The organism is Arthrobacter sp. C2 (assembly GCA_024207135.1).
Lineage (GTDB): Bacteria > Actinomycetota > Actinomycetes > Actinomycetales > Micrococcaceae > Paeniglutamicibacter.
The window spans coordinates 1,586,644-1,604,509 of sequence record CP042428.1; the positions used below are offsets into that span (position 1 = coordinate 1,586,644).

The window sequence follows — 17,866 nt, forward strand, 5'->3', positions numbered from 1 at the left end:
GGAGAGAACCCAGGTCCAAAAAAGACATTGAACCAAGGCTTCCATTAATGCAGGAAGGGCTGCCCCGTTTTCCAAGGGGGCAGCCCTTCGATGATTGACGTCCCTGGCTAGCGCTTGAGGTTGGCCAGTTCCTGCAGGACCTCGTCACTGGTGGTGATGATCCGGGCGTTGGCCTGGAAGCCTCGCTGGGCGACGATCAGGTTGGTGAATTCCTGGGACAAATCGACGTTGGACATTTCCAGCATTCCGCCGGCGATCGAGCCCATGCCAGGGTCCCCCGGAGCACCGAATTCGATGTTCCCGGAGTTTGCGGTGGTCGTGTAGCCCGAGCCTCCGGTCTTCTGCAGGCCCGAGGGGTTGGCCACGGTCCCGAGCACAATCTGGGCAATGGCCTGCTGCTTGCCGTTAGAGAAGGTTCCGGTCAGAGTGCCGTCCGAGCCCAGGGTGTAGGACTCCAGGGTGCCAGCAGCGTTGCCGTTCGCCTCGGAGATTGAAACGGTCTTCAGGCCCGCGTAGCCGGTGACCTTGGACAGGTCCACCTCGAGGCTTCCAAGATTCAGGGTTTTGTCGCCTGCCAGCGTGCCGTTGGCGTTCAGCGTGAGCGTGCTGTTGTCGGTGACGGCTGGCGTTGCACCGTCATTGGCGACAACGCTCCACTGCGTCGCGGAGGTGCGGGTGAAGGTCAGGGACATTGTCCGGCTGGTGCCGTCCGCTGCGAAGATCTCCTTGTCCTGGGTGATGGAATCCCCGATGACGGTTTCCTTGGGCAGGTTGCCGGTGAGCGCAGCCTCGGTGGTGGCGGTGCCCGGCGAGACCAGGTCGCGGGGCAGGACGATGTCGCCCAGTGCGCCACCGGTAGGCAGGGCGCCGTTGACTGCCATGCGGCCCTGCACGATGCCGCCGTCGGGGCTGGTGAGCCGTCCGTTGGCGTCGAATTCGAAAGCCCCGGCGCGGGTCAGGGTGGTCGCGTTGCCCGAGCGAGTGATGAAGAACCCGTCCCCGGAGATCATCATGTCCGAGGCACGCCCGGTGCTCTGGGACGAGCCCTGTCCGAAGTTGGTCGCGATGCCGGCCACCTGCACGCCCAGGCCCACCTGGGCGGGGTTGCGTCCGCCGGTGTCGGCACCGGGGGTGGTGGCGCCCTGCGTCATCTGCGAGAGGGTGTCCTGGAACTGGACGGAAGAAGACTTGAAGCCCGCGGTGTTGACGTTGGCGATGTTGTTGCCGGTGGTGTCGAGCATGGTCTGGTGCGCACGAAGACCGGAAATTCCTGAATACAGTGAACGAAGCATGGGGGGTCACTTTCTGCGTTGAAGGAAAGGCGGGTGGATCAAGAAAAATTGAGGGATTGCAGTTACGCGGCGGCGGGATCGGGTTCGGTGGTCTTGGGCTCAGCGTCCTCGGTGGGTTCCTCCACCGCCGGTGAATCTTCCGGAATCCCCACGGTGACGATCTGCCCGTAGGGGATTTGTTTGTCCCCCACGGTGACCACCGGGTCGATGCCGGAGAAGGAGACCGCCGTGACGACACCCATGACCGGGTCATCGCCGCCGGTGGTGATTTGCTGTCCGATCAGCGCCGAGACGGCCAGGCGCTGCTGGATGGCCAGGGACACGTCCTGGGTGGCGCTGAGTTGGTTCAGCCGCTCCATGGACGCCAGCTGCGTGGTTTGGGAGATCATCTCGTTGGTGTCCATGGGCGAGCTGGGGTCCTGGTTGGCCAGCTGGGTGACCAAAAGGTGCAAGAACATCTCCCCGTCCATGGTCTGCTTGGGGGCCCGGGCAGGTGCTGCTCCGGCCCCGAATTGCGTGGCCTCGATGGGTGGCACGGTCATGGGCGTATTTCCTTCCTAGGCCATCACGTCGAGATGGGATGTGGCACGGTGCGTCGGGAGTTCTGGCTGGGCTTGGAATTCGGGTGGTTGTCCGGTGCCGCCGGGCAACACCGTGGACCGGGTGCCGGAGGCTGCTCGTTGCTCGCCCCCGCCGCCGAAGGTTTCACCCCTGGGGCTTCCCCCGGAGGACGAGCCGTCCGCAGTGGTGTTCAGGGTGATGTTTCCCCCTCCGCTGGCCGCCAGTTCACGGCGCAGTTCCGGCAGCATGGCCCGCAGCGCCTCACGTCCGGCTTCCGTGGGGGCGGAAATGTCCATGCGGATGCCATCGGATCCCAGATGGGCCTTGACCGTGATGGGCCCCAGCGCCTCCGGGGCGATGTTCACGCTCAGCGTGCGTTCCCCATGGGGTCCGGCGGCCAGCGTGGCGATGGGCCCGAGCAATTGCCGGTGCAGCGGCAGCGGGGGTTGGGTCCTGGCCGATGCGGCCGTGGTCGATGGCACCTCGATCGAATCGACGGCCCCGACACCCACATCGGCGGACGGGCGGCCCACGGCTGCCGGAGCGGGTTCAGTGGCTTGGGCAACGGAGTGGGCAGCGATGGCAGATGCCGACACCGGGGTTAGAGGCACGGCGGAAGGCTTTGGCTCGGCCAGGGAAACTCCGGCGGTGGCAGGTGGCGAGCCGCCTCCGGCCACGGATCCTTCAGCCGTGTCGGTCTCGGTCTCGGGGACTCCTGTTTGGATCGCGGCCGGTGTCTCACCCTGCACCGATGCCGCCCCGGGCACTGTGGCGGGCAGCGTGGTGGTTGGCGCAGTATGACTCGAGTCCAGGGACGCCGAACCGGCGGCGTCCACCAGCTCGGGGACACCCGATGCGGAGTCGGCCGACTCCGGCATCTTGATAACCAGCAATGGGGCGTTGGCCACCCGCAGCGCTGGATCCTGTGGCGCTGCAGGAGTCTCGGGCATTGGCCCTCCGGGCCGTGGCAAGGTGAGCAACGGGGCTTCGGCCACCGGCAGCGGCGGAACCTGCGGCGGCGCAGAGGTCTCGGGCGATGGTGGCCCTGGCAGCGGCAAGATGAGCAGCGGGGCAACGGCGACCGGGAAGGATGCCCGGGCCGCGGAACCGGTTGCCAGCGGATCGCTACCGACGCGGAGGTCCGGAGCCTGTGCAGCTGAGATTTCGGACTGGACCGGTGAAGCGGGCTCGTTCATCGCAGGGACCATGCCCGTCGAACCTTTTAAGACCGCATCCGGTGTGGCTTCGAACGGTGCCAAGGTCGGATAGTGCGCCCGCTGCGCCAGCAGCAAGCCCTCCGGTGGGGATTCCATTCTCTCGGGTGCTGCGGCAGCGGGTTGTCCGTCCGCGGCGGGATCCTCCGGGGCTACCGCTGGATCCGTCTTCGATCGGATAGAAGCGTCCGCTTCTTGCCGTGGTGCCGAAACAGGAATCATGGAGGCGAAGAGTTCGGCGAACAGCCCCGGTGCCGCGGCTGCGGGAAGATCGGCACCGCCGGCGCGGGTCGATGTGCCGGAGCCAGTGGTCGATTCACCGGCACCGGGCTGGTGAGTTGAAGTTGTTGGTATCAGGGGCATCATGCGCCATTCACCGCCGTTGAGAAGAGTGCCCGCTGCACGGCTGCGGTAAGTTCGGCCTGTTCGATGGCTGTCTCCTTGGTCGCGCCGGCCGCCGGCTTCGCCGCGGCCGGGGCCGAGGTTTCAGAGGGCACGATCCGGCGGATGGTCATGATCGTGGCATCCGTTTCAAAGAGCTTGCGGATGCTCACGCTTTCGCCGGGTCGCGGGGCATGGATCATTTTGTTGTCACCCAGGTAGATGCCGATATGGCCACCACCCCGTGTGACGATCAGGTCCCCCGGCTTGGCCTGGGACAGCGAAGGCACCTCGGTGCCTTCCTTGGCCTGCTGACGGGCAACGCGCGGAAGTTCCACGCCCAGATCCCTGAAGGTGTGCTGGACGAAGGACGAGCAGTCAAGTCCGATCTTGGGGTTGTTGCCGCCCCACACATAGGGGACGCCAAGGTACTTCTTCGCGGCCGCGACCACGTCCGACCCGTCTACGTCGCCCTTAGTTGCCTTTGGTTCGTTGCGCACCGCGTCCGGTTTGCCCGCGGCGGCACCGGTACCCGGCGCAATGGAGGGGGCAGGTGCCGGGGTTGCTGTCTTGGGGGCGAGCACCGCCGGGGCGGCCATGGCCTCCTGCAGTGCCTGGGTGAATGCCGCCGGTGTTGAAGGGGCTGCGGGCAGCGCGGAAGTGGTGCCCGCGGATCCCCCCGCATACATGGAGGCCGCCGAAGCGGTGCCGGCCGACAGCGGTTCCGGGCGAGCCGTTGCCGTGGTGCCGCTGACACGAGCCAGGGTTCCCTGGATCGCACCGATGCGCGAGGCCATGTCGGTGAAGCTCACGGCGTCTTCCCTTCGAAGGCGTTGGTGGCACCCAGGTCGTCAAGCAGTACTTGCTCGCGGGCCAGGGCCTGGTTGCGGACGGCGATCTCGTGGCGGTCGGCCAGCTTTTCCAGGGACTTCAGCTCGGCCCGGGCCTGCCGGTGTGCCTCGCGGGCATGGTCCGCGTCCGAGTCCAGGGACGCGACCACGGCATCCAGTTCAAGCAGCATGCCGCGCGTGGAAGCGCGGGCGGCCATGAGCGCCATCAGCGTTCCGCTGTCAACGGGGGCGTCCTCGGGAGCCGCGATGGATTCCCGCACGGTGTTGCGCTCACCGGTGCCCCGGCGCAGGGCGTGGTTGGCCGCGGCGAGTTGGCCGGCGGCCTTGGTTTCCTGCAGGCCGCGCAGCCTCAGCAGGCTGGACAGTGCAAATCCCTTGGACATCAGGACACCCCCATGGAAAGCAGTAGCGATTCAAGCTCGGCCCAGGACTGGGTGCTGGGCACCGGTTCCTCGAGACGTTGTTGCAGGAAATCGTTGATTCGCCCTTCATGGTCGACCGCGGCGTCGGCCAGCGGGTTGCTGCCGCGCTGGTAGGCGCCTACGTCGAGCAGGTCCTGCACAGAGCGCCGCGCGGCCAAGACCTTACGCAGCGTTCCGGCTGCCCGGGCCTGCTCCCGGGTGGTGACCTTCGAGGCAACGCGCGAGACCGAGGCCAGGGCGTCGATGGAGGGGAAATGCCCGGCAATGGCCAGCTTGCGGTCCAACACGATGTGCCCGTCCAGCAGCGAGCGGGTCGCATCGGCGATGGGTTCGTTGTGGTCGTCCCCGTCCACCAGCACGGTGTAGATCCCGGTGATCGACCCGTTCGCCGAGGTTCCGGCGCGTTCCAGGAGCCTGGCCAGCAACGAGAAGGTCGAGGGCGGGTAGCCGCGGGTTGCCGGCGGTTCGCCGGCCGACAAGCCGATCTCGCGCTGGGCCATGGCCACGCGGGTCAGCGAATCCATCATCAGCAGCACCTGCGCACCGGATTCGCGGAACGACTCGGCGATGCGGGTGGCGACGAAGGCCGCCCGCAGACGCATGCGTGCCGGCTCGTCCGCGGTGGACACCACGACGATGGACCGGGCCAGTCCCTCGGCACCCAGGTCTTCCTCGAGGAATTCGCGGACCTCGCGCCCGCGCTCCCCCACCAGGGCGATGACGTTGACCTGCGCGGCGGTGCCGCGGGCAATCATGGATAGCAGCGAGGACTTCCCGACGCCGGAGCCTGCAAACAGGCCGATGCGTTGCCCGGCACCCACCGCCGTGAGCGTGTCCATGACCCGGACCCCCAGCTGCAGCGGGTCGGTGATCCTGCTTCGCTCCAGGGCGGCCGGTGCCTGGTTCTCCATGGGCACCATGGTGTGCTCCCCCAGCGCACCCAGGCCATCAATGGGGTTTCCCAGCCCGTTCAGCACCCGTCCCAGCAGGCCGGTGCCGACCGGGATGTAGGCCGCGGTGCCGCTGCTGTGCACGAAGTCGCCCACCTGGATCTCGTCCAGGGCTCCCAGCGGCATGCAGTGCAGGGTGTCGCTGCGGGCGGCCACGACCTCGGCGGGGATCTTCTTCTCCCCGATGTGCAGCACGGTGCCTACCGGGGCGTTGAGCCCGGAAACCTCCAGGCCCAGGCCCACCACGGAGGAGACGACCCCCATGGGCACCGGTCCGGCCGCGGACAGCGCGGCACCGAGGCCCTCCCAGGAACGCGTATCCAGGCTCATGCGATTCCGCTCCGCAAGGCGGCGGCGGCCCGTTCAAGGGCGGTTGAAATGCGCGCGTCAAGGAATCCGGATTCGAATGCGGTCAGCGCGTCCCCGCGGGCCAGGGACGGATCGGCAACCAGCGCGATCGAGGTGCCCGGCACGGTGTCCAGGTCCAACAGCGCCAGATCCTGCGGATTCATCCGCACCTGGCGCACGGTGGCCGCGTCGATGCCATCCATGGCGCGGTCCAGTGCAGCCTTGGCCCCGAAGCGGTCGTTGGAAAGCTCCTTTCCCACGATCTTTTCCGCGAGCAGCAGCGCGGATTCCACCAGCACGCCGGAGGCCTCCTCCAGCACCGGAACGGTGCGTGCGTTCAGGGCCGCAGCGGCACCGGCCAGGGCGCGCAACGCGTCGGCGTGTTCTACCCGCCGTGCGGCTTCGGCCTCGGCGGCGGTCCGTGCTGCATCCTCGCGCGCGGTCCGCGCCACGGCCTCGGCGGCGCGGATGCCCTGCGCGTAGCCGCTGGCATAGCCGTGCGCATGCGAGGCGCCGGCCTCGCGCCGGTCCCCGGACGAGGGAGCGAGCACGCTGAAATGCACCGGTTCGAACCCCTGGGCGTCAGAGGACATAGTCATCCTCATCGCCGCGCTTGATGGTGATCTCGCCGCTGGCTTCCAGCGCCCGGATCGATTGGACGACGTCGGCGCGGGCCTCCTCGACCTGCGAGAGGCGGACCTTGCCCATGGAGGAGATTTCCGCGTCAAGGATTTCCTTGGTGCGGTCGGAGATGTTGGCGCGGATGGTTTCCTCGACCTCGGCCGCCGCGCCCTTGAGCGCGAAGGCCAGCGTGGTCGGGTCGACCCCGCGCAGCACGCGCTGGACGTCGCGGCGTTCGAACTTGACCAGGTCCGCGAAGGAGAGCATGCGCGAGCGGACTTCCTCGGCCAGCTCGGGGTCCCGTTCGTCCAGGGAGGCCAGCAGGTCCTTCTCCATCGTGACGTCCGAGCGATTCAGGATGTCCACCAGGGGCTGGATCCCCCCGACGGTCTCGAGCGGTTCGTGGCTCGTCATGACCGATCCGGTGCGCTTCTTCAATTCCTCCGCGACCACGCGCACCGCCTCAGGCACCGCGGTGCCCATGGTGGCCAGGGCCCTGGCGGTGTCGGTGCGGGCCGGGCCCTCGAACCCGGCCAGCACCACCGAGGCGACCTCGGGACGCAGGTGGGCCAACACCAGGGCAATGGTTTGGGGCAGTTCCCCGTCGAGCAGCGAGGCGATGTGCGCCGGGTCGCTGCCGTCGAGGAACTCGAAGGTCATTCCTGACATCGAGGAGGACAGCCGGTTCATCACCGTGGTCGCCTTTTCGCTGCCGAAGGAGGCTTCCAGCAGGCCCGCCGCCACGTCCCGGCCGCCGCGCGCGGTGGGCTTGCCGGAGGTGGCCATCTCGTGGATCTCGTCGATGGTGTCTTCGATCGTCCCGGCGTCGATACGGCGCAGGCGCACCAGTTCGGCGGCAATCTCGTCGGCCTCGAACTCGGTGAATTGGCGCATGACCTCGGCCGCGTGGTGCTGGTCCAGCTGCATCAGCACGATCGCGGCCTTTTGGATGCCGGTCAGCTTTCGGGCTGCATTGCTTGGGTCCTGTTTCATTCGTTGCCCCTATCGTCCATCACGGAGCGCAGGTAGTCGGCCATCTTGGCCGGGTCGCTGGCGGCCAGGGCCGAGAGCTCGTCGCGCTTGACGTGGTGCGGGGTCGCCAGCGCGAGTGCCGGTTCCGGGATGGGCACCTGGCTGATGGCCATCGTCTCGGGGTTCGTGACCGCGGCGGGAGCGGGCGGCAGCGGGGCGAATTCGCGGAATTCGCCCAGGTCGACCGGTTCCCGGTTTTGCTTGTTGCGCCGCACGTACAGCGCGTAGACGGTTGCCAGCAGCAGGGCCAGGGCGATGACCCCGCCGATGATCAGGTTCTTCTGCAGGGCGGCGTTGCGCGCGGCTGTCTCCGCGGCGGCGGCCGCGGCCAGGGCGTCCTGCGCGGCGGTGGCTGCGTCCGCGTTGAACGGGACCACCGAGACGTTGACGGTGTCGTTGCGCTCGGTGTCGATGCCCGCCGCGGTGCTGACCATCTGGGTGATCTCGGGGATGTCCAGACCCTGGGCGGCCGCGGCATCCAGGGCGACGGACACGCTCTGGCGGTTGAGCGTGCCGGAGGGGATCAATCGGTTTTCGGTCACCTTGTTCACCGCATTGGTGCGTTGGGTGTCGGTGGAGTTGAAGGTTCCCTCGCCGTTGGACCCACCGGGCACCGCTATGTTGTCCGGTCCCAGTATCCCGGCTCCGGCACCGCCGCTGCCCTCGTATTCTTCTTCCTTGCTTGACTCGGTCAACGCGGGGTTGCCTTCGGGGTTGGTGAAGGATTCCTCGGTGCGTTCGGCCGATTCCAGGGAGAGATCCGCGGCGACGGCCACCGTGGCGTTGCCCGGGCCCACCACGCGGTCCAGCATTCCCTGGATGACCGAAGCGACCCGGGATTCGTAGTCGGCTGTTTGCTTCTCGGCCCCTCCGGTGAGCCCGACGCCTGCGGCGGAGAGCAGCTTGCCGGTGGAATCCACGACCGAGATGTCTTCGGCCTTCATGCCGTCTACGGCCGAGGAGGTCAAATGGACGATGGATTGGACCTGGCTGCTGGTGAGGTTTACGTTCGGCTTGGTCTCGACGAAGATCGAGGCCGTGGGGTTTGTCTTGGAATCCACGAAAACGGTTTGTTCTGGGATGGCCAGCTTCACCGAGGCGAGCTTGATGCCGTCCATGGCACCGATAGTGGTGGCCAGTTCTCCCTCGAGGGCGCGCTTGTAGGTGATGGACTGCTGGAATTCGCTCGAAGTCACGCCCATGTCGTCAAGCAGCGAGTAGCCGCTGGTTCCGGCGCTGGGCATCCCTGCGGCGGCGGCTTTGAGCCGCGAGTCGTAGACGTTGGCCTCGGGCACCAGGATGGTGCCCCCTCCCCCGGTCAGCTCATAGGGAACCGCATCGGCCTGGAGCTGTTCGACGATGCCCGCGGCATCCTCCGGCGCAAGACCAGTGAACAGCGGGGTCAGCTTGGGTTGGCTCATGAAGGCCACCAAGGCAATGGAGCCCAGGACCAGGACGGCGACCCCGATCAGGGCGATGGTGCGCTGGGCCAGGGAAAAGCCGCGCACGGCATCGAGTGCCTTGGTCACGGGCGCTGGAACGTTAGCCACTAGGCTTGCATCCTCATGATTTCGTTGAAGGCCTCAACACCGCGGTTGCGGAAGGTGGACACCATTTCCAGGGCGACCGCGGAACGCGTCGAGGCAAGCGTGGCCGCGTGGATGTCGGTCAGGTCCCCGGTCACTGCCTTGATCGAAAGATCATTCGAGGTGGCCTGCAGGGACTGGACCGAATCCACGGCCCCACCCAGAGCGGTGGCGAAGGCCGAGCCGTCGGTGGACGGCGTTCCGGCGGCGCGCAGGTAGCCGGTGGGCAGGGTGGGGCTGACGCCCGCGACTGGGCCGATTTCGAAGGCCATTATTGGTTGCGTCCGATCTGAAGTGCTGCCTGGTAGGTTTCCTTGGCGCGGTCCACCACGGCCGCGTTGACCTGGTATCCGCGCTGCGCCATGATCAGGCTTCCCATCTGCTCGGACATATCGATGTCCGGGTAGCGGACGTTGCCCTCGGCATCGGCCAGCGGGTGGTCCGGTTCGTGGACGATGCGCCCGGCCGCGTCCCCCAGCTCTGTCCCGGCAACGTAGACCCCGGTGTTTTCGGCACCGGCCTGGGCCAGGACATAGCGGGCCCGGAAGGCGTCGCCGTCGGTGGAGGTGGCTGTGTTGGCGTTGGCGAGGTTGTCGGAAACGGCGTCGAGCCACTTGCGGTGGACAGTCAGCGCGGTTCCCGCGATTCCGATGGCGTCAAACATTAGTTGCTCCGAAGTGCAGTGCGGATGGAGTTGAAGGGCCCGGAAGCCGCCTGGGTGGCGAACTGGTAGCGCAGCACGGTGTCGATGTTGGACAGCGTCTCGGTATCCAGGTTCACGTTGTTTCCGTCAAGGCGCGTGGGCTCCAGCGAGGTGGACGTGGTTGCGGCAACGTGGCCGTTGCCCTCGGACACGGACTTGGCCAGGGCGGATTCGAACTCGACACGGCGGGCGTGGTAGCCGGGGGTGTTGACGTTCGCGATGTTGTTGGCGATGGCACGCTGACGCAGAGCCAGGCCGTCCAGCGCGCTTTCCAGCGCCAGGGACGTGACGGAATCGAACACGACGAATTGCTCCAGGGTCGGTGCGTGGCCCATCCGTGGGCGCAAAAGGAAAGTGAGCTATCCGTGCTCTTCCTAGACCATCGGCCGATGTCAGCTAACCGTTAGCTGTTTGCTCTATCCGATTGAATCCAGGTAGATGGACGTCTGCCCGGTGTCCCGGGGAACGGAGTCGACGGCGCGCAGCTGCTTCATGGTGGCCTCGCGGCGCTGTTCGAGCAGCGGGGCCAGTCCCTGCATCTGGGAGAGCAAGTCCGCGGCCCGCGGTGCGAGCTCCTGCGGGATCTCGCCTAGGCCTTCAGGCGGGTGCCACGGAGCGACGGGCAGTTCCAGCAGCAGGGATTCTTCCGCGGCGGCCGAGCGCAGCGCTGCCACGTGGGCCTCCAGCTCCTCGAGGAACCACTCCCAGGAACCGGAGCTGTGGTGCGGGTCCGGGCTATCAGCCAATGTGTTCGCCGCCGGCTACGGGTGCGGCAGGTGCAGCCGCGGCCTCGTGCCAGGTCTGGCGCAACGGTTCCATCAGCGTGATGGCTTGGCGGGTCAATGCCGGGTCGCGCTTGATGTTGGCTTCGATGAGCAGCTGGGTGGCGAAGGCGTAAATGCTGTGCAACTGCGTAGCCCCCGACCAGACATCGCTGTTCAGGGAGGAAATCAGTTCGGCAATGATCGACTGGGCGTGCACCAGGTTTTCCGAGGCCACCGACCACTGCCCAGCCTGCTGGGCGGCTTCGGCCCGGTTCAAGTCAAGCAGCAGGCGATCGTAGAGCATGGTGAGCAGGCGCGCGGGGCTCGCCGAAAGGATCGCCTCGCGGTTGAGCTGCGCACGTTTCAGGGCCGGGTTCATCATCACTTCTTCTGCGTGGTCGGGAGCGAGGCCAGCTGGGAGGCCAGGTATGACTGTTGCGAGTTGAGGTTGCTCAACTGCACTTCCAAGGACGAGTAGATCCGCTTCAGTGTGGCCTCGCGGCTGTTCAGTCGGCGGTCCCAGTCAAGGATCTGTGTGTCTAGGCGAGAGACCATCGATTCCTGGCCCTTGATCCTGGAGGTGATGGCCCCGTCGTACTTGTCGGACATGTTCGAAGCAACCGTGGAGACGCGCGAGGAGATGGTGCTGAGCACCGATTCGACGCGGGCGGGGTCCTCGGTCAGGGCCTTGGAGAACTTCTCGGCGTCGAACTCGAGTTTTCCGTCCTTGGTGATGGAAATTCCGATTTCCGACGGGGACTTCGAATCGATCGGCATGATGGCGGCATCCATGATGCGCTGCTTCACGTCGCGTGCGGTGCTGTCGCCGGTGAAGATCATGCCCTTGGTGGCGCCGCCGGTGCCCGAGGTGACGGACGAGTTCGTGGCAAGGAACTTGAATAGATCGTTCAAGGAATCGACCAGGTCCGAGGCGACCTTCGAGGTGGCCTCGTTGTCGCGATCGATCGAAACCGTCACCGGCTCGGTCGATACTTTCGAAACGGTGACATCGACCCCGGGCAGGAGTGCCGCAAAGGTGTTTGTGGACGAGGTGATCGTCTGTTCGGCGGCGGTGCCGGCCCAAAGCGTGGCTTCGGCGTCCTGCGCCGCCCGGATCTGGGTCATCGGAACGGTGGTTCCAGAAATTTTGAAGGCGTTCTCTGCACCGGTTTCGGCTGCGGAGAACTGCACGCGGTACTCCCCGTTGCCGGCAGAAACCTTGACCGCCTTGACTCCGGTATCCGAGGCGTTCACTGCGGCAATGATGTCATCGAGGGAGCTCGATATGGCCGTGATGACCGTGTCGGCGCCACCCGCGGCGATGGTAAAGGACGAGACGTCCCATTCGGTGACGGGATCGGATACCTGCAGCTGGCTTTGGGCGAGTTTGTCGACCGTCAGGTCGAGGGTGCCCGAGGTGGCCCCGGTGGAGGTCGTGACTTTCAGGCCTTCGGAGCTTCCCGCGGTGTTGAACAGCTGGAGCGACTCGGGTTTGGCCAGCTTCGTCGTCAGTGTGGCCAGGTCTGCAACCTTGGTGTTCAATGCCTGAAGGGCTGCGACCATGGTCTTGGTGGCGCTGACCTTGTTTTTCAGGATGGCCTGCGGGATCGCTTCGACCTGCATCAGGGATTTGATCAGCGAGGTGGTATCCAGCCCGCTGGCGAGTCCGTCGAGTGCCAGGCCCATGTATTCTCCGCTTTCTAGCTGTGGTGTGGATACCGCGAATCTCCCGTGGCAGCCACCGAACTCAATGAGTCGGCACCTGCCACGGGAGATCGATGGTTGCTTGGCGCAGGCCCTAGACCATCCGTGGCCCAGTAGCTGCTTGGTTGCCAAGCGGCGTTGGATGATTAGCCGAGAAGCTGCAGGACACCCTGGTTGGACTGGTTTGCCTGCGCGAGCATGGCGGTACCGGCCTGGGAGAGGATGTTCGAGCGGGTGAAGTTCACCATTTCGCCAGCCATGTCGACGTCGCGGATACGGGACTCTGCAGCCTGCAGGTTCTCGCGGGTGACGTTGAGAGAGTTGATGGTGGATTCAAAGCGGTTCTGCACGGCGCCGAGGCTGGCTCGCGAGGTCGACGTTGCCTTGATGGCACTGTCGATCAAAGTTATCGTCGCGGTTGCTTCGGCGGCTGTGGCAACTTTGAAGTCAGTTGCGCCTGTGGCCGAGCCCATGGCGCCGATGTCAGTTGCGACATTGGCCAGCGTCAACGAGATAACATCGTTGGCCGTGTCACCCGCACCAACTTGGAAGCTCAGGGTGTCGCCCTTGAGGACTTCGATGCCGTTGAAGTTGGTTCCCTGGGTGATACGGTCTAGTTCTTTGCCGAGCTGGTCCGCTTCAGCCTTGATTGCAAGACGGGAATCATCGTTGTTCGAGTCGTTACCGCCCTGGACAGCGAGGTCGCGCATGCGCTGCAGGATGGAGTGCACCTCGGTCAGGGCACCTTCAGCAGTCTGGATGACCGAGATGCCATCCTGCGCGTTACGTGCCGCAACATTCATGCCGTTGACCTGTGCGCGGAGCCCCTCGGAGATTGACAGACCTGCAGCATCGTCGGCTGCGCGGTTGATGCGCAGGCCTGAGGAAAGCTTCTCCAGCGACTTGGAGAGGTCGTTCTGCGTGTTGGAAAGGTTGCGGTGAGCATTCAGCGCCGCGATGTTGGTGTTGATCTGCATACCCATGGTGATTTCCTCCGTGAGACGGGTGTATGTACCAAGGTCCGTCCGTGGACCTCAATCACCGACTATCGACCACCGAACAAGGACGGTTAGCAGTTACGGGAAATAGGTGTTGGGCCTCTACGCCGAAGGCCAGACCGGCTGCCCGGCCAACCGCACGATGCCCCCGGCAACGCGCTCACCGAAGTCCTTCAGGTACTGCTCCCGCCGCTGGGTGGCCGCCCTGGTGAGGCTGGATTCCGGCAGGGGTTCCTGGTCCGGGATGTAGCGCGTTTGCAGACCTTCATACAGCAGCTTCATGGCCGCGGTGCGCCGCTGGGATACGGCCGAGTGCGTGACCCCCATTTCGGTTGCGAGTTCCTTCACGGTAGAACCCTCGAAGTAGATGCGTTCGATGACCACGCGCAGGTTCTCCGGCAGCGCCGCGACGGCGTCGCGGATGACCTTGGTGCGTTCGGATTCGAGCAATGATTCTTCCGGGGTCTCGATGCCGGAAGAGAGGTAGTCGTTCATGGTGTCATCGATCGCCACCACGGTACGTGCCGAGTCGCTCAAGATCGCCAGAGTAGTCGTCTGGTCAAGGCCCAGCGCCTCGGACAGTTCGGCAACCGAGGGAGTTCGCCCCAGCGCGGCTGTCAAGGAATCCTGGACGGTGCGCGTTTCGGTGATTTTCTTGCGTGCCCCACGCGTCGCCCAATCGTTTGAGCGCATGTCATCGGCAAAGGCACCCACGATGCGCCGCCGGGCGTAGGCCCCGAAAGGAACCCCGAGGGTGTCGTCAAAGGAATCCGCCGCGGTGATCAGGGCAATGGCCCCCACCGACGCCAAATCTTCACGCGAGAGATGCGTCGCCTTCGCGCATAGTTCCGCCGCGAGGTAACCTACCAGTGGAAGGTTTTCCAATACCATCTGGTTGCGTACTTGTCGCTCCAACCGGATCGTCCTTGTCCATTTGAGTGATCAAAAGTCCAGAAGCTATCGCCTCTGGCCAACTAGCCATTTTCCCCAAATGCGTATTTCCCCAAGAACAGATGTTAGCCGCATTTCGGCCTAAATGGCTCGTTGGTTAACTAACGTTCACTTTGTGTCGGCCGATAGACTCCTATGACTGGGGAAATTATTGGGGGCACAACAGTTTTGGAGAGATAAAAATCATGGGTACCAATGAGCTGTCGGCCCTGTTGTGGAAAGAACGGGAACTACTTGAGCTGCTGCACTTCAAGTTGGAGGAACAGCATCTTTTGCTCGTTGCCGGCAAGTCCCAATGGATTCAGTTGGCCACACGCGAGATCGAGAACGTCTTGGAAAAGGTCAATGCCGCGGGCTTGAACCGTGCCGTCGAAGCGGCGCGGGTTGCCTTGTCCTGGGGACTTGACGCAGCAGCGCCCCTGTCGGAAATCATCGAAGCCGCACCCGAAGGCCCGTGGAATGAAATCCTGGGCGCACATCTGGCGGCCTTGCGACATACCGGTGCCGAGATCGGCCAGTTGCGGGACGCCAACGAACAATACCTGCGGGCCGCCCACCGCTCCACCCAAGAAACCCTGGCGACCCTGAGTGACGACCCCTCGCTGTATGGCCCGGCAGGGGCTTCTGCCTCGCGAAACGCCGGCGCACACATCATCGACACCAACCTTTAAGGAACCGACGTGAGTACATTCAGTGGCCTGAACACGGCCATGTCCGGCCTGAATGCCGCGCGCCTGGCGATGGAGACGGCCGGCAACAACATGGCAAACGTGGGCACGGCCGGTTACACCCGGCAACGCGCCGACTTCCTTTCCGTCGGCTCCGTGGCATCGACGGGCCTGCTGGCTTCCAGGCCCGGAGTCGGACAAGGTGTGGCCCTGACAGGAATTGCCCGCCTGGCCGATGCACATCTCGATGCCCGCGTGCGCGGCACCATCGCCCTGGCTGCCCAGTCCGACACCCGCGCCGAGGCCATGACGAACCTCGAGGGCATCCTGCGGGAACCGGGCGAGAACGGGCTCTCCGCACTGCTCAACGGCTTTTGGGCGGGTTGGCAGGATGTGGCCATCCAGCCCGGCGAGAGCTCGCCCGCCGCAGTCCTGATCGAGCGCGCCAAGGCGGTGGTCAACCGCATCGGCCTCTCCCGCACCGAGATCTCCGACCAGTGGGAAGCCCAGCGCCAAAGCTTGGACACCATGGTCGGGGACATCAACGCCGCGGCCACCGCCATTGCAGGCCTGAACGAACAGATCCGCTCGACCGTCGCATCCGGCGGCACGCCCAACGCCCTGCTGGATCAGCGGGACCTGTTGACCCAGAACATCGCCGAGCTTTCCGGTGCAACCGTCCGCGAACTGCCCGACGGCACCATCGACGTGCTGATCGACGGAAATGCCTTGGTCACCGGCAACACTGTCCGCCCGCTGGAAGCCACAGGAGCCTTGAACTTCGGTGGCGCAGGTTCCCCGCCATCCATCCAGTGGGCCCACCGCACCGGGTCGCCGATTGCCCTCCAATCCGGGCGGCTCGCCGGGGCGCTCGCGGTCCTGGCACCGGCCGACCTCACTGGCACCGGAGGCTCGCTCGCCGAGGCCGCCGAATCACTCGAAGGCATCGCCAAGGAACTGGCCGATCGCGTCAACAATGTCCAGGCAAACGGCTTCACCGTGGCCGGAGACAAGGGTCTGGCCTTCTTCGGTTTCGATGCCACCGGCAACTTGTCGGTTCTGGCCCAGGGGGCCGCAGACCTTGCCACCAGCAGTACCCCCGGCGGAAACCTGGACGGTTCCAACGCCGCGAAGATGGCGGAACTCGGCAAGGTGCCCGGCGGTCCCGACGCCTTGTGGGCGAACCTGGTCATCAAGATCGGGACAACCACCCGCGCCGAGGCCCAGCAAGCGGTCTCCACCGCGGTGGCGGCCTCCGGGGCCATCAACGCCCAACAATCGGTCTCCGCGGTGTCGCTGGATGAGGAGAACGTTGCACTGATCGCCAACCAGCATGCCTTCCAGGGGGCCGCGCGCGTCATGACGGCCATCGATGAAATGCTCGACACGCTGATCAACCGCACCGGGCTCGTCGGACGCTAGGGGAAGGAACCAAACCCATGACCAGAATCACGACCGCGGCACTCAACCTCAATGCCGAGCGCAACCTGCAGGCAGCCATGACCCGGCTGGCCACGATCCAGAACAAGGCCGGCACTCAGAAGGAGATCGGCAAGCCCAGCGACGATCCTTCGGGCACCGCAAATGTCATGGCCCTGCGCGCCGAGCAGCGACTAAATGCACAGTTCTCTCGCAATGTGCAGGATGCCAATGGCTGGCTCTCCACCACGGACAAGGCCCTGACCAGCGCGACCGACATCATCCAGCAGGTCCGCGACCTCACGGTCAAGGGAGCCAACGACGGCGCCCTGAACCCGGCCGCCAAGGAAGCCATTGCCGTGGAGCTCCTCCAGCTTCACGACGCCTTGGTCAACGCGGCCAACACACAATTCATGGGCCGGAGCGTCTTTGCTGGAACCACCAACGAATCCGACGCGCTGGACAAGACCACATACCAGTTCCACGCCACCGCCGAGGTGCAACGCCGCATCGGCCCGAACTCGACGGTCCGCGTGGACGCCGCCGGTAAAGACGTCTTCGGGGAAGGGAATGACAGCGTGTTCAAGCTCGTGAAGGACATTGCCGATGCACTGATTGCGGGGACCAACATCTCCCCAAAGATCGGCGATGTCGATGAGAGCCTGCAGAAGGTCCTCGGCGCCCAGGCCACCATCGGTGCCAGCCACGCGGCCGTGCTTGCCGCCGACGACGCACTGCTCTCGGACGCCGTCTCCTTGGAAGCCCGCCGCAGCGGCATCGAGGACATCGATCTGGGCAAGGTCATACTGGAGCTCAAGACCCAGGAAGTGGCATACCAGGCGGCCCTGTCCGCCGCGGCTCGCACCCTGCAGCCTTCACTGATGGACTTCCTGCGATGAGCCGGGTACTGGTTCCCGCCACTCCCCTGCCGGGATTCCCCGAGGCCACCACGCTGTCCCTGGAGCCCGTCGAGGGTGCGATGGGTCTGTACTCGTTGGCTTCCCCGCAGGCCGCGGGGCTGCGCCTCTTCGTGCTGGATGCGGGATTGCATCTAGCCGACTACAAGCCGGTGTTCACCAACGAACAAATGGCGCTGCTCGGGGATCCGGAGCCCGGGTCCCGGGGCGTCCTGGTCATTGTGAACACCTCCGACAGCCAAGCGAGCGTCAACTTGCTCGCCCCGCTGGTGTTCAACTCCGACACCGGCACGTGCGCCCAGATCATCCTCGAGGGCCAGGACTGGCCCATCCGCTCGGCCCTGCCGCTCTGATTCCATGGCCTGATTGCCTCCCCGCAGTGCCGGAGCCGCTCCGGCCGGCCTGGCACCAGCAGCGGCAGCACACTTCTGCAGGCTGCTCCCCCGGCACCGCAGCTCAGTGACGTGCCATATTTTCCCCATCC

General features: G+C 65.4%; 21 protein-coding genes. 4 read left to right on the forward strand and 17 right to left on the reverse strand.

Annotated elements, in window-relative coordinates:
* Window positions 1–107: 107 nt before the first annotated feature.
* The 17 genes from FPY90_RS07365 to FPY90_RS07445 all read right to left on the reverse strand — a co-directional run bounded on the left by FPY90_RS07365 (window position 108) and on the right by FPY90_RS07445 (window position 14,318).
* Complete coding sequence (locus FPY90_RS07365; protein ID WP_498684777.1) at window positions 108–1,292, reverse strand: flagellar hook protein FlgE; 1,185 nt, start codon at window positions 1,290–1,292, stop codon at window positions 108–110.
* 62 nt (window positions 1,293–1,354) lie between these two features.
* Window positions 1,355–1,834 (reverse strand): flagellar hook assembly protein FlgD, encoded by a 480-nt coding sequence (locus FPY90_RS07370; RefSeq protein WP_498684778.1) that lies wholly within the window; start codon window positions 1,832–1,834, stop codon window positions 1,355–1,357.
* Window positions 1,835–1,849: 15 nt separating this feature from the next.
* Window positions 1,850–3,049, reverse strand: a complete 1,200-nt coding sequence (locus FPY90_RS07375) for a flagellar hook-length control protein FliK (protein ID WP_498684779.1) — start codon at window positions 3,047–3,049, stop codon at window positions 1,850–1,852.
* A gap of 380 nt (window positions 3,050–3,429) precedes the next feature.
* Window positions 3,430–4,260, reverse strand: coding sequence for a C40 family peptidase (locus FPY90_RS07380; protein WP_498684780.1), 831 nt, complete (start codon window positions 4,258–4,260; stop codon window positions 3,430–3,432).
* The gene (locus FPY90_RS07385) at window positions 4,257–4,682 is read right to left on the reverse strand and encodes a flagellar FliJ family protein (protein ID WP_498684782.1); all 426 of its coding nucleotides are present in this window, start codon (window positions 4,680–4,682) and stop codon (window positions 4,257–4,259) included. Before FPY90_RS07385 ends, FPY90_RS07380 begins: the two co-directional genes overlap by 4 nt.
* A complete protein-coding gene (locus FPY90_RS07390; RefSeq protein ID WP_498684783.1) occupies window positions 4,682–6,001 on the reverse strand; it encodes a FliI/YscN family ATPase in 1,320 nt (439 codons plus the stop codon). The genes FPY90_RS07385 and FPY90_RS07390 overlap by 1 nt, the downstream gene beginning before the upstream one ends.
* Window positions 5,998–6,612 carry a FliH/SctL family protein gene (locus FPY90_RS07395; protein WP_498684784.1) on the reverse strand — a complete coding sequence of 205 codons (615 nt, stop codon included), beginning with the start codon at window positions 6,610–6,612 and terminating at the stop codon, window positions 5,998–6,000. The genes FPY90_RS07390 and FPY90_RS07395 overlap by 4 nt, the downstream gene beginning before the upstream one ends.
* Window positions 6,602–7,633: a flagellar motor switch protein FliG gene (gene fliG, locus FPY90_RS07400; RefSeq protein WP_083410934.1), complete on the reverse strand. Its 1,032-nt coding sequence runs from the start codon at window positions 7,631–7,633 to the stop codon at window positions 6,602–6,604. The genes FPY90_RS07395 and fliG overlap by 11 nt, the downstream gene beginning before the upstream one ends.
* Entirely contained in the window at window positions 7,630–9,222 is a 1,593-nt protein-coding gene (gene fliF / locus FPY90_RS07405; RefSeq protein WP_498684785.1) for a flagellar basal-body MS-ring/collar protein FliF, read from the reverse strand. The genes fliG and fliF overlap by 4 nt, the downstream gene beginning before the upstream one ends.
* Window positions 9,222–9,530 (reverse strand): flagellar hook-basal body complex protein FliE, encoded by a 309-nt coding sequence (gene fliE / locus FPY90_RS07410; RefSeq protein WP_498684786.1) that lies wholly within the window; start codon window positions 9,528–9,530, stop codon window positions 9,222–9,224. Before fliE ends, fliF begins: the two co-directional genes overlap by 1 nt.
* Window positions 9,530–9,922: a flagellar basal body rod protein FlgC gene (locus tag FPY90_RS07415; protein WP_498684787.1), complete on the reverse strand. Its 393-nt coding sequence runs from the start codon at window positions 9,920–9,922 to the stop codon at window positions 9,530–9,532. The genes fliE and FPY90_RS07415 overlap by 1 nt, the downstream gene beginning before the upstream one ends.
* Window positions 9,922–10,263 (reverse strand): flagellar basal body rod protein FlgB, encoded by a 342-nt coding sequence (locus FPY90_RS07420; protein WP_498685537.1) that lies wholly within the window; start codon window positions 10,261–10,263, stop codon window positions 9,922–9,924. Before FPY90_RS07420 ends, FPY90_RS07415 begins: the two co-directional genes overlap by 1 nt.
* Window positions 10,264–10,377: 114 nt before the next feature.
* Window positions 10,378–10,707, reverse strand: a complete 330-nt coding sequence (locus FPY90_RS07425; RefSeq protein ID WP_498684788.1) for a hypothetical protein — start codon at window positions 10,705–10,707, stop codon at window positions 10,378–10,380.
* The gene (gene fliS / locus FPY90_RS07430) at window positions 10,700–11,104 is read right to left on the reverse strand and encodes a flagellar export chaperone FliS (protein WP_498684789.1); all 405 of its coding nucleotides are present in this window, start codon (window positions 11,102–11,104) and stop codon (window positions 10,700–10,702) included. Before fliS ends, FPY90_RS07425 begins: the two co-directional genes overlap by 8 nt.
* A gap of 2 nt (window positions 11,105–11,106) precedes the next feature.
* On the reverse strand, window positions 11,107–12,411 hold the full coding sequence (gene fliD, locus FPY90_RS07435) for a flagellar filament capping protein FliD (protein ID WP_498684790.1): 1,305 nt from the start codon (window positions 12,409–12,411) through the stop codon (window positions 11,107–11,109).
* A gap of 164 nt (window positions 12,412–12,575) precedes the next feature.
* On the reverse strand, window positions 12,576–13,412 hold the full coding sequence (locus FPY90_RS07440) for a flagellin N-terminal helical domain-containing protein (protein WP_498684791.1): 837 nt from the start codon (window positions 13,410–13,412) through the stop codon (window positions 12,576–12,578).
* Window positions 13,413–13,529: 117 nt separating this feature from the next.
* Complete coding sequence (locus tag FPY90_RS07445; protein ID WP_498685539.1) at window positions 13,530–14,318, reverse strand: sigma-70 family RNA polymerase sigma factor; 789 nt, start codon at window positions 14,316–14,318, stop codon at window positions 13,530–13,532.
* A gap of 245 nt (window positions 14,319–14,563) precedes the next feature.
* Between FPY90_RS07445 and FPY90_RS07450 the strand changes: the two genes are divergently transcribed.
* From FPY90_RS07450 to FPY90_RS07465, 4 genes are read left to right on the forward strand one after another with little or no spacing between them, the layout of a single operon-like run.
* Window positions 14,564–15,049: a flagellar protein FlgN gene (locus tag FPY90_RS07450; RefSeq protein WP_498684792.1), complete on the forward strand. Its 486-nt coding sequence runs from the start codon at window positions 14,564–14,566 to the stop codon at window positions 15,047–15,049.
* A 9-nt stretch (window positions 15,050–15,058) separates the two neighbouring features.
* Entirely contained in the window at window positions 15,059–16,468 is a 1,410-nt protein-coding gene (gene flgK / locus FPY90_RS07455) for a flagellar hook-associated protein FlgK (RefSeq protein WP_498684793.1), read from the forward strand.
* Window positions 16,469–16,485: 17 nt separating this feature from the next.
* Window positions 16,486–17,364, forward strand: coding sequence for a flagellar hook-associated protein FlgL (gene flgL / locus FPY90_RS07460; protein WP_498684794.1), 879 nt, complete (start codon window positions 16,486–16,488; stop codon window positions 17,362–17,364).
* Window positions 17,361–17,735: a flagellar assembly protein FliW gene (locus FPY90_RS07465; RefSeq protein ID WP_498684795.1), complete on the forward strand. Its 375-nt coding sequence runs from the start codon at window positions 17,361–17,363 to the stop codon at window positions 17,733–17,735. Before flgL ends, FPY90_RS07465 begins: the two co-directional genes overlap by 4 nt.
* The last annotated feature ends 131 nt before the right edge of the window (window positions 17,736–17,866 follow it).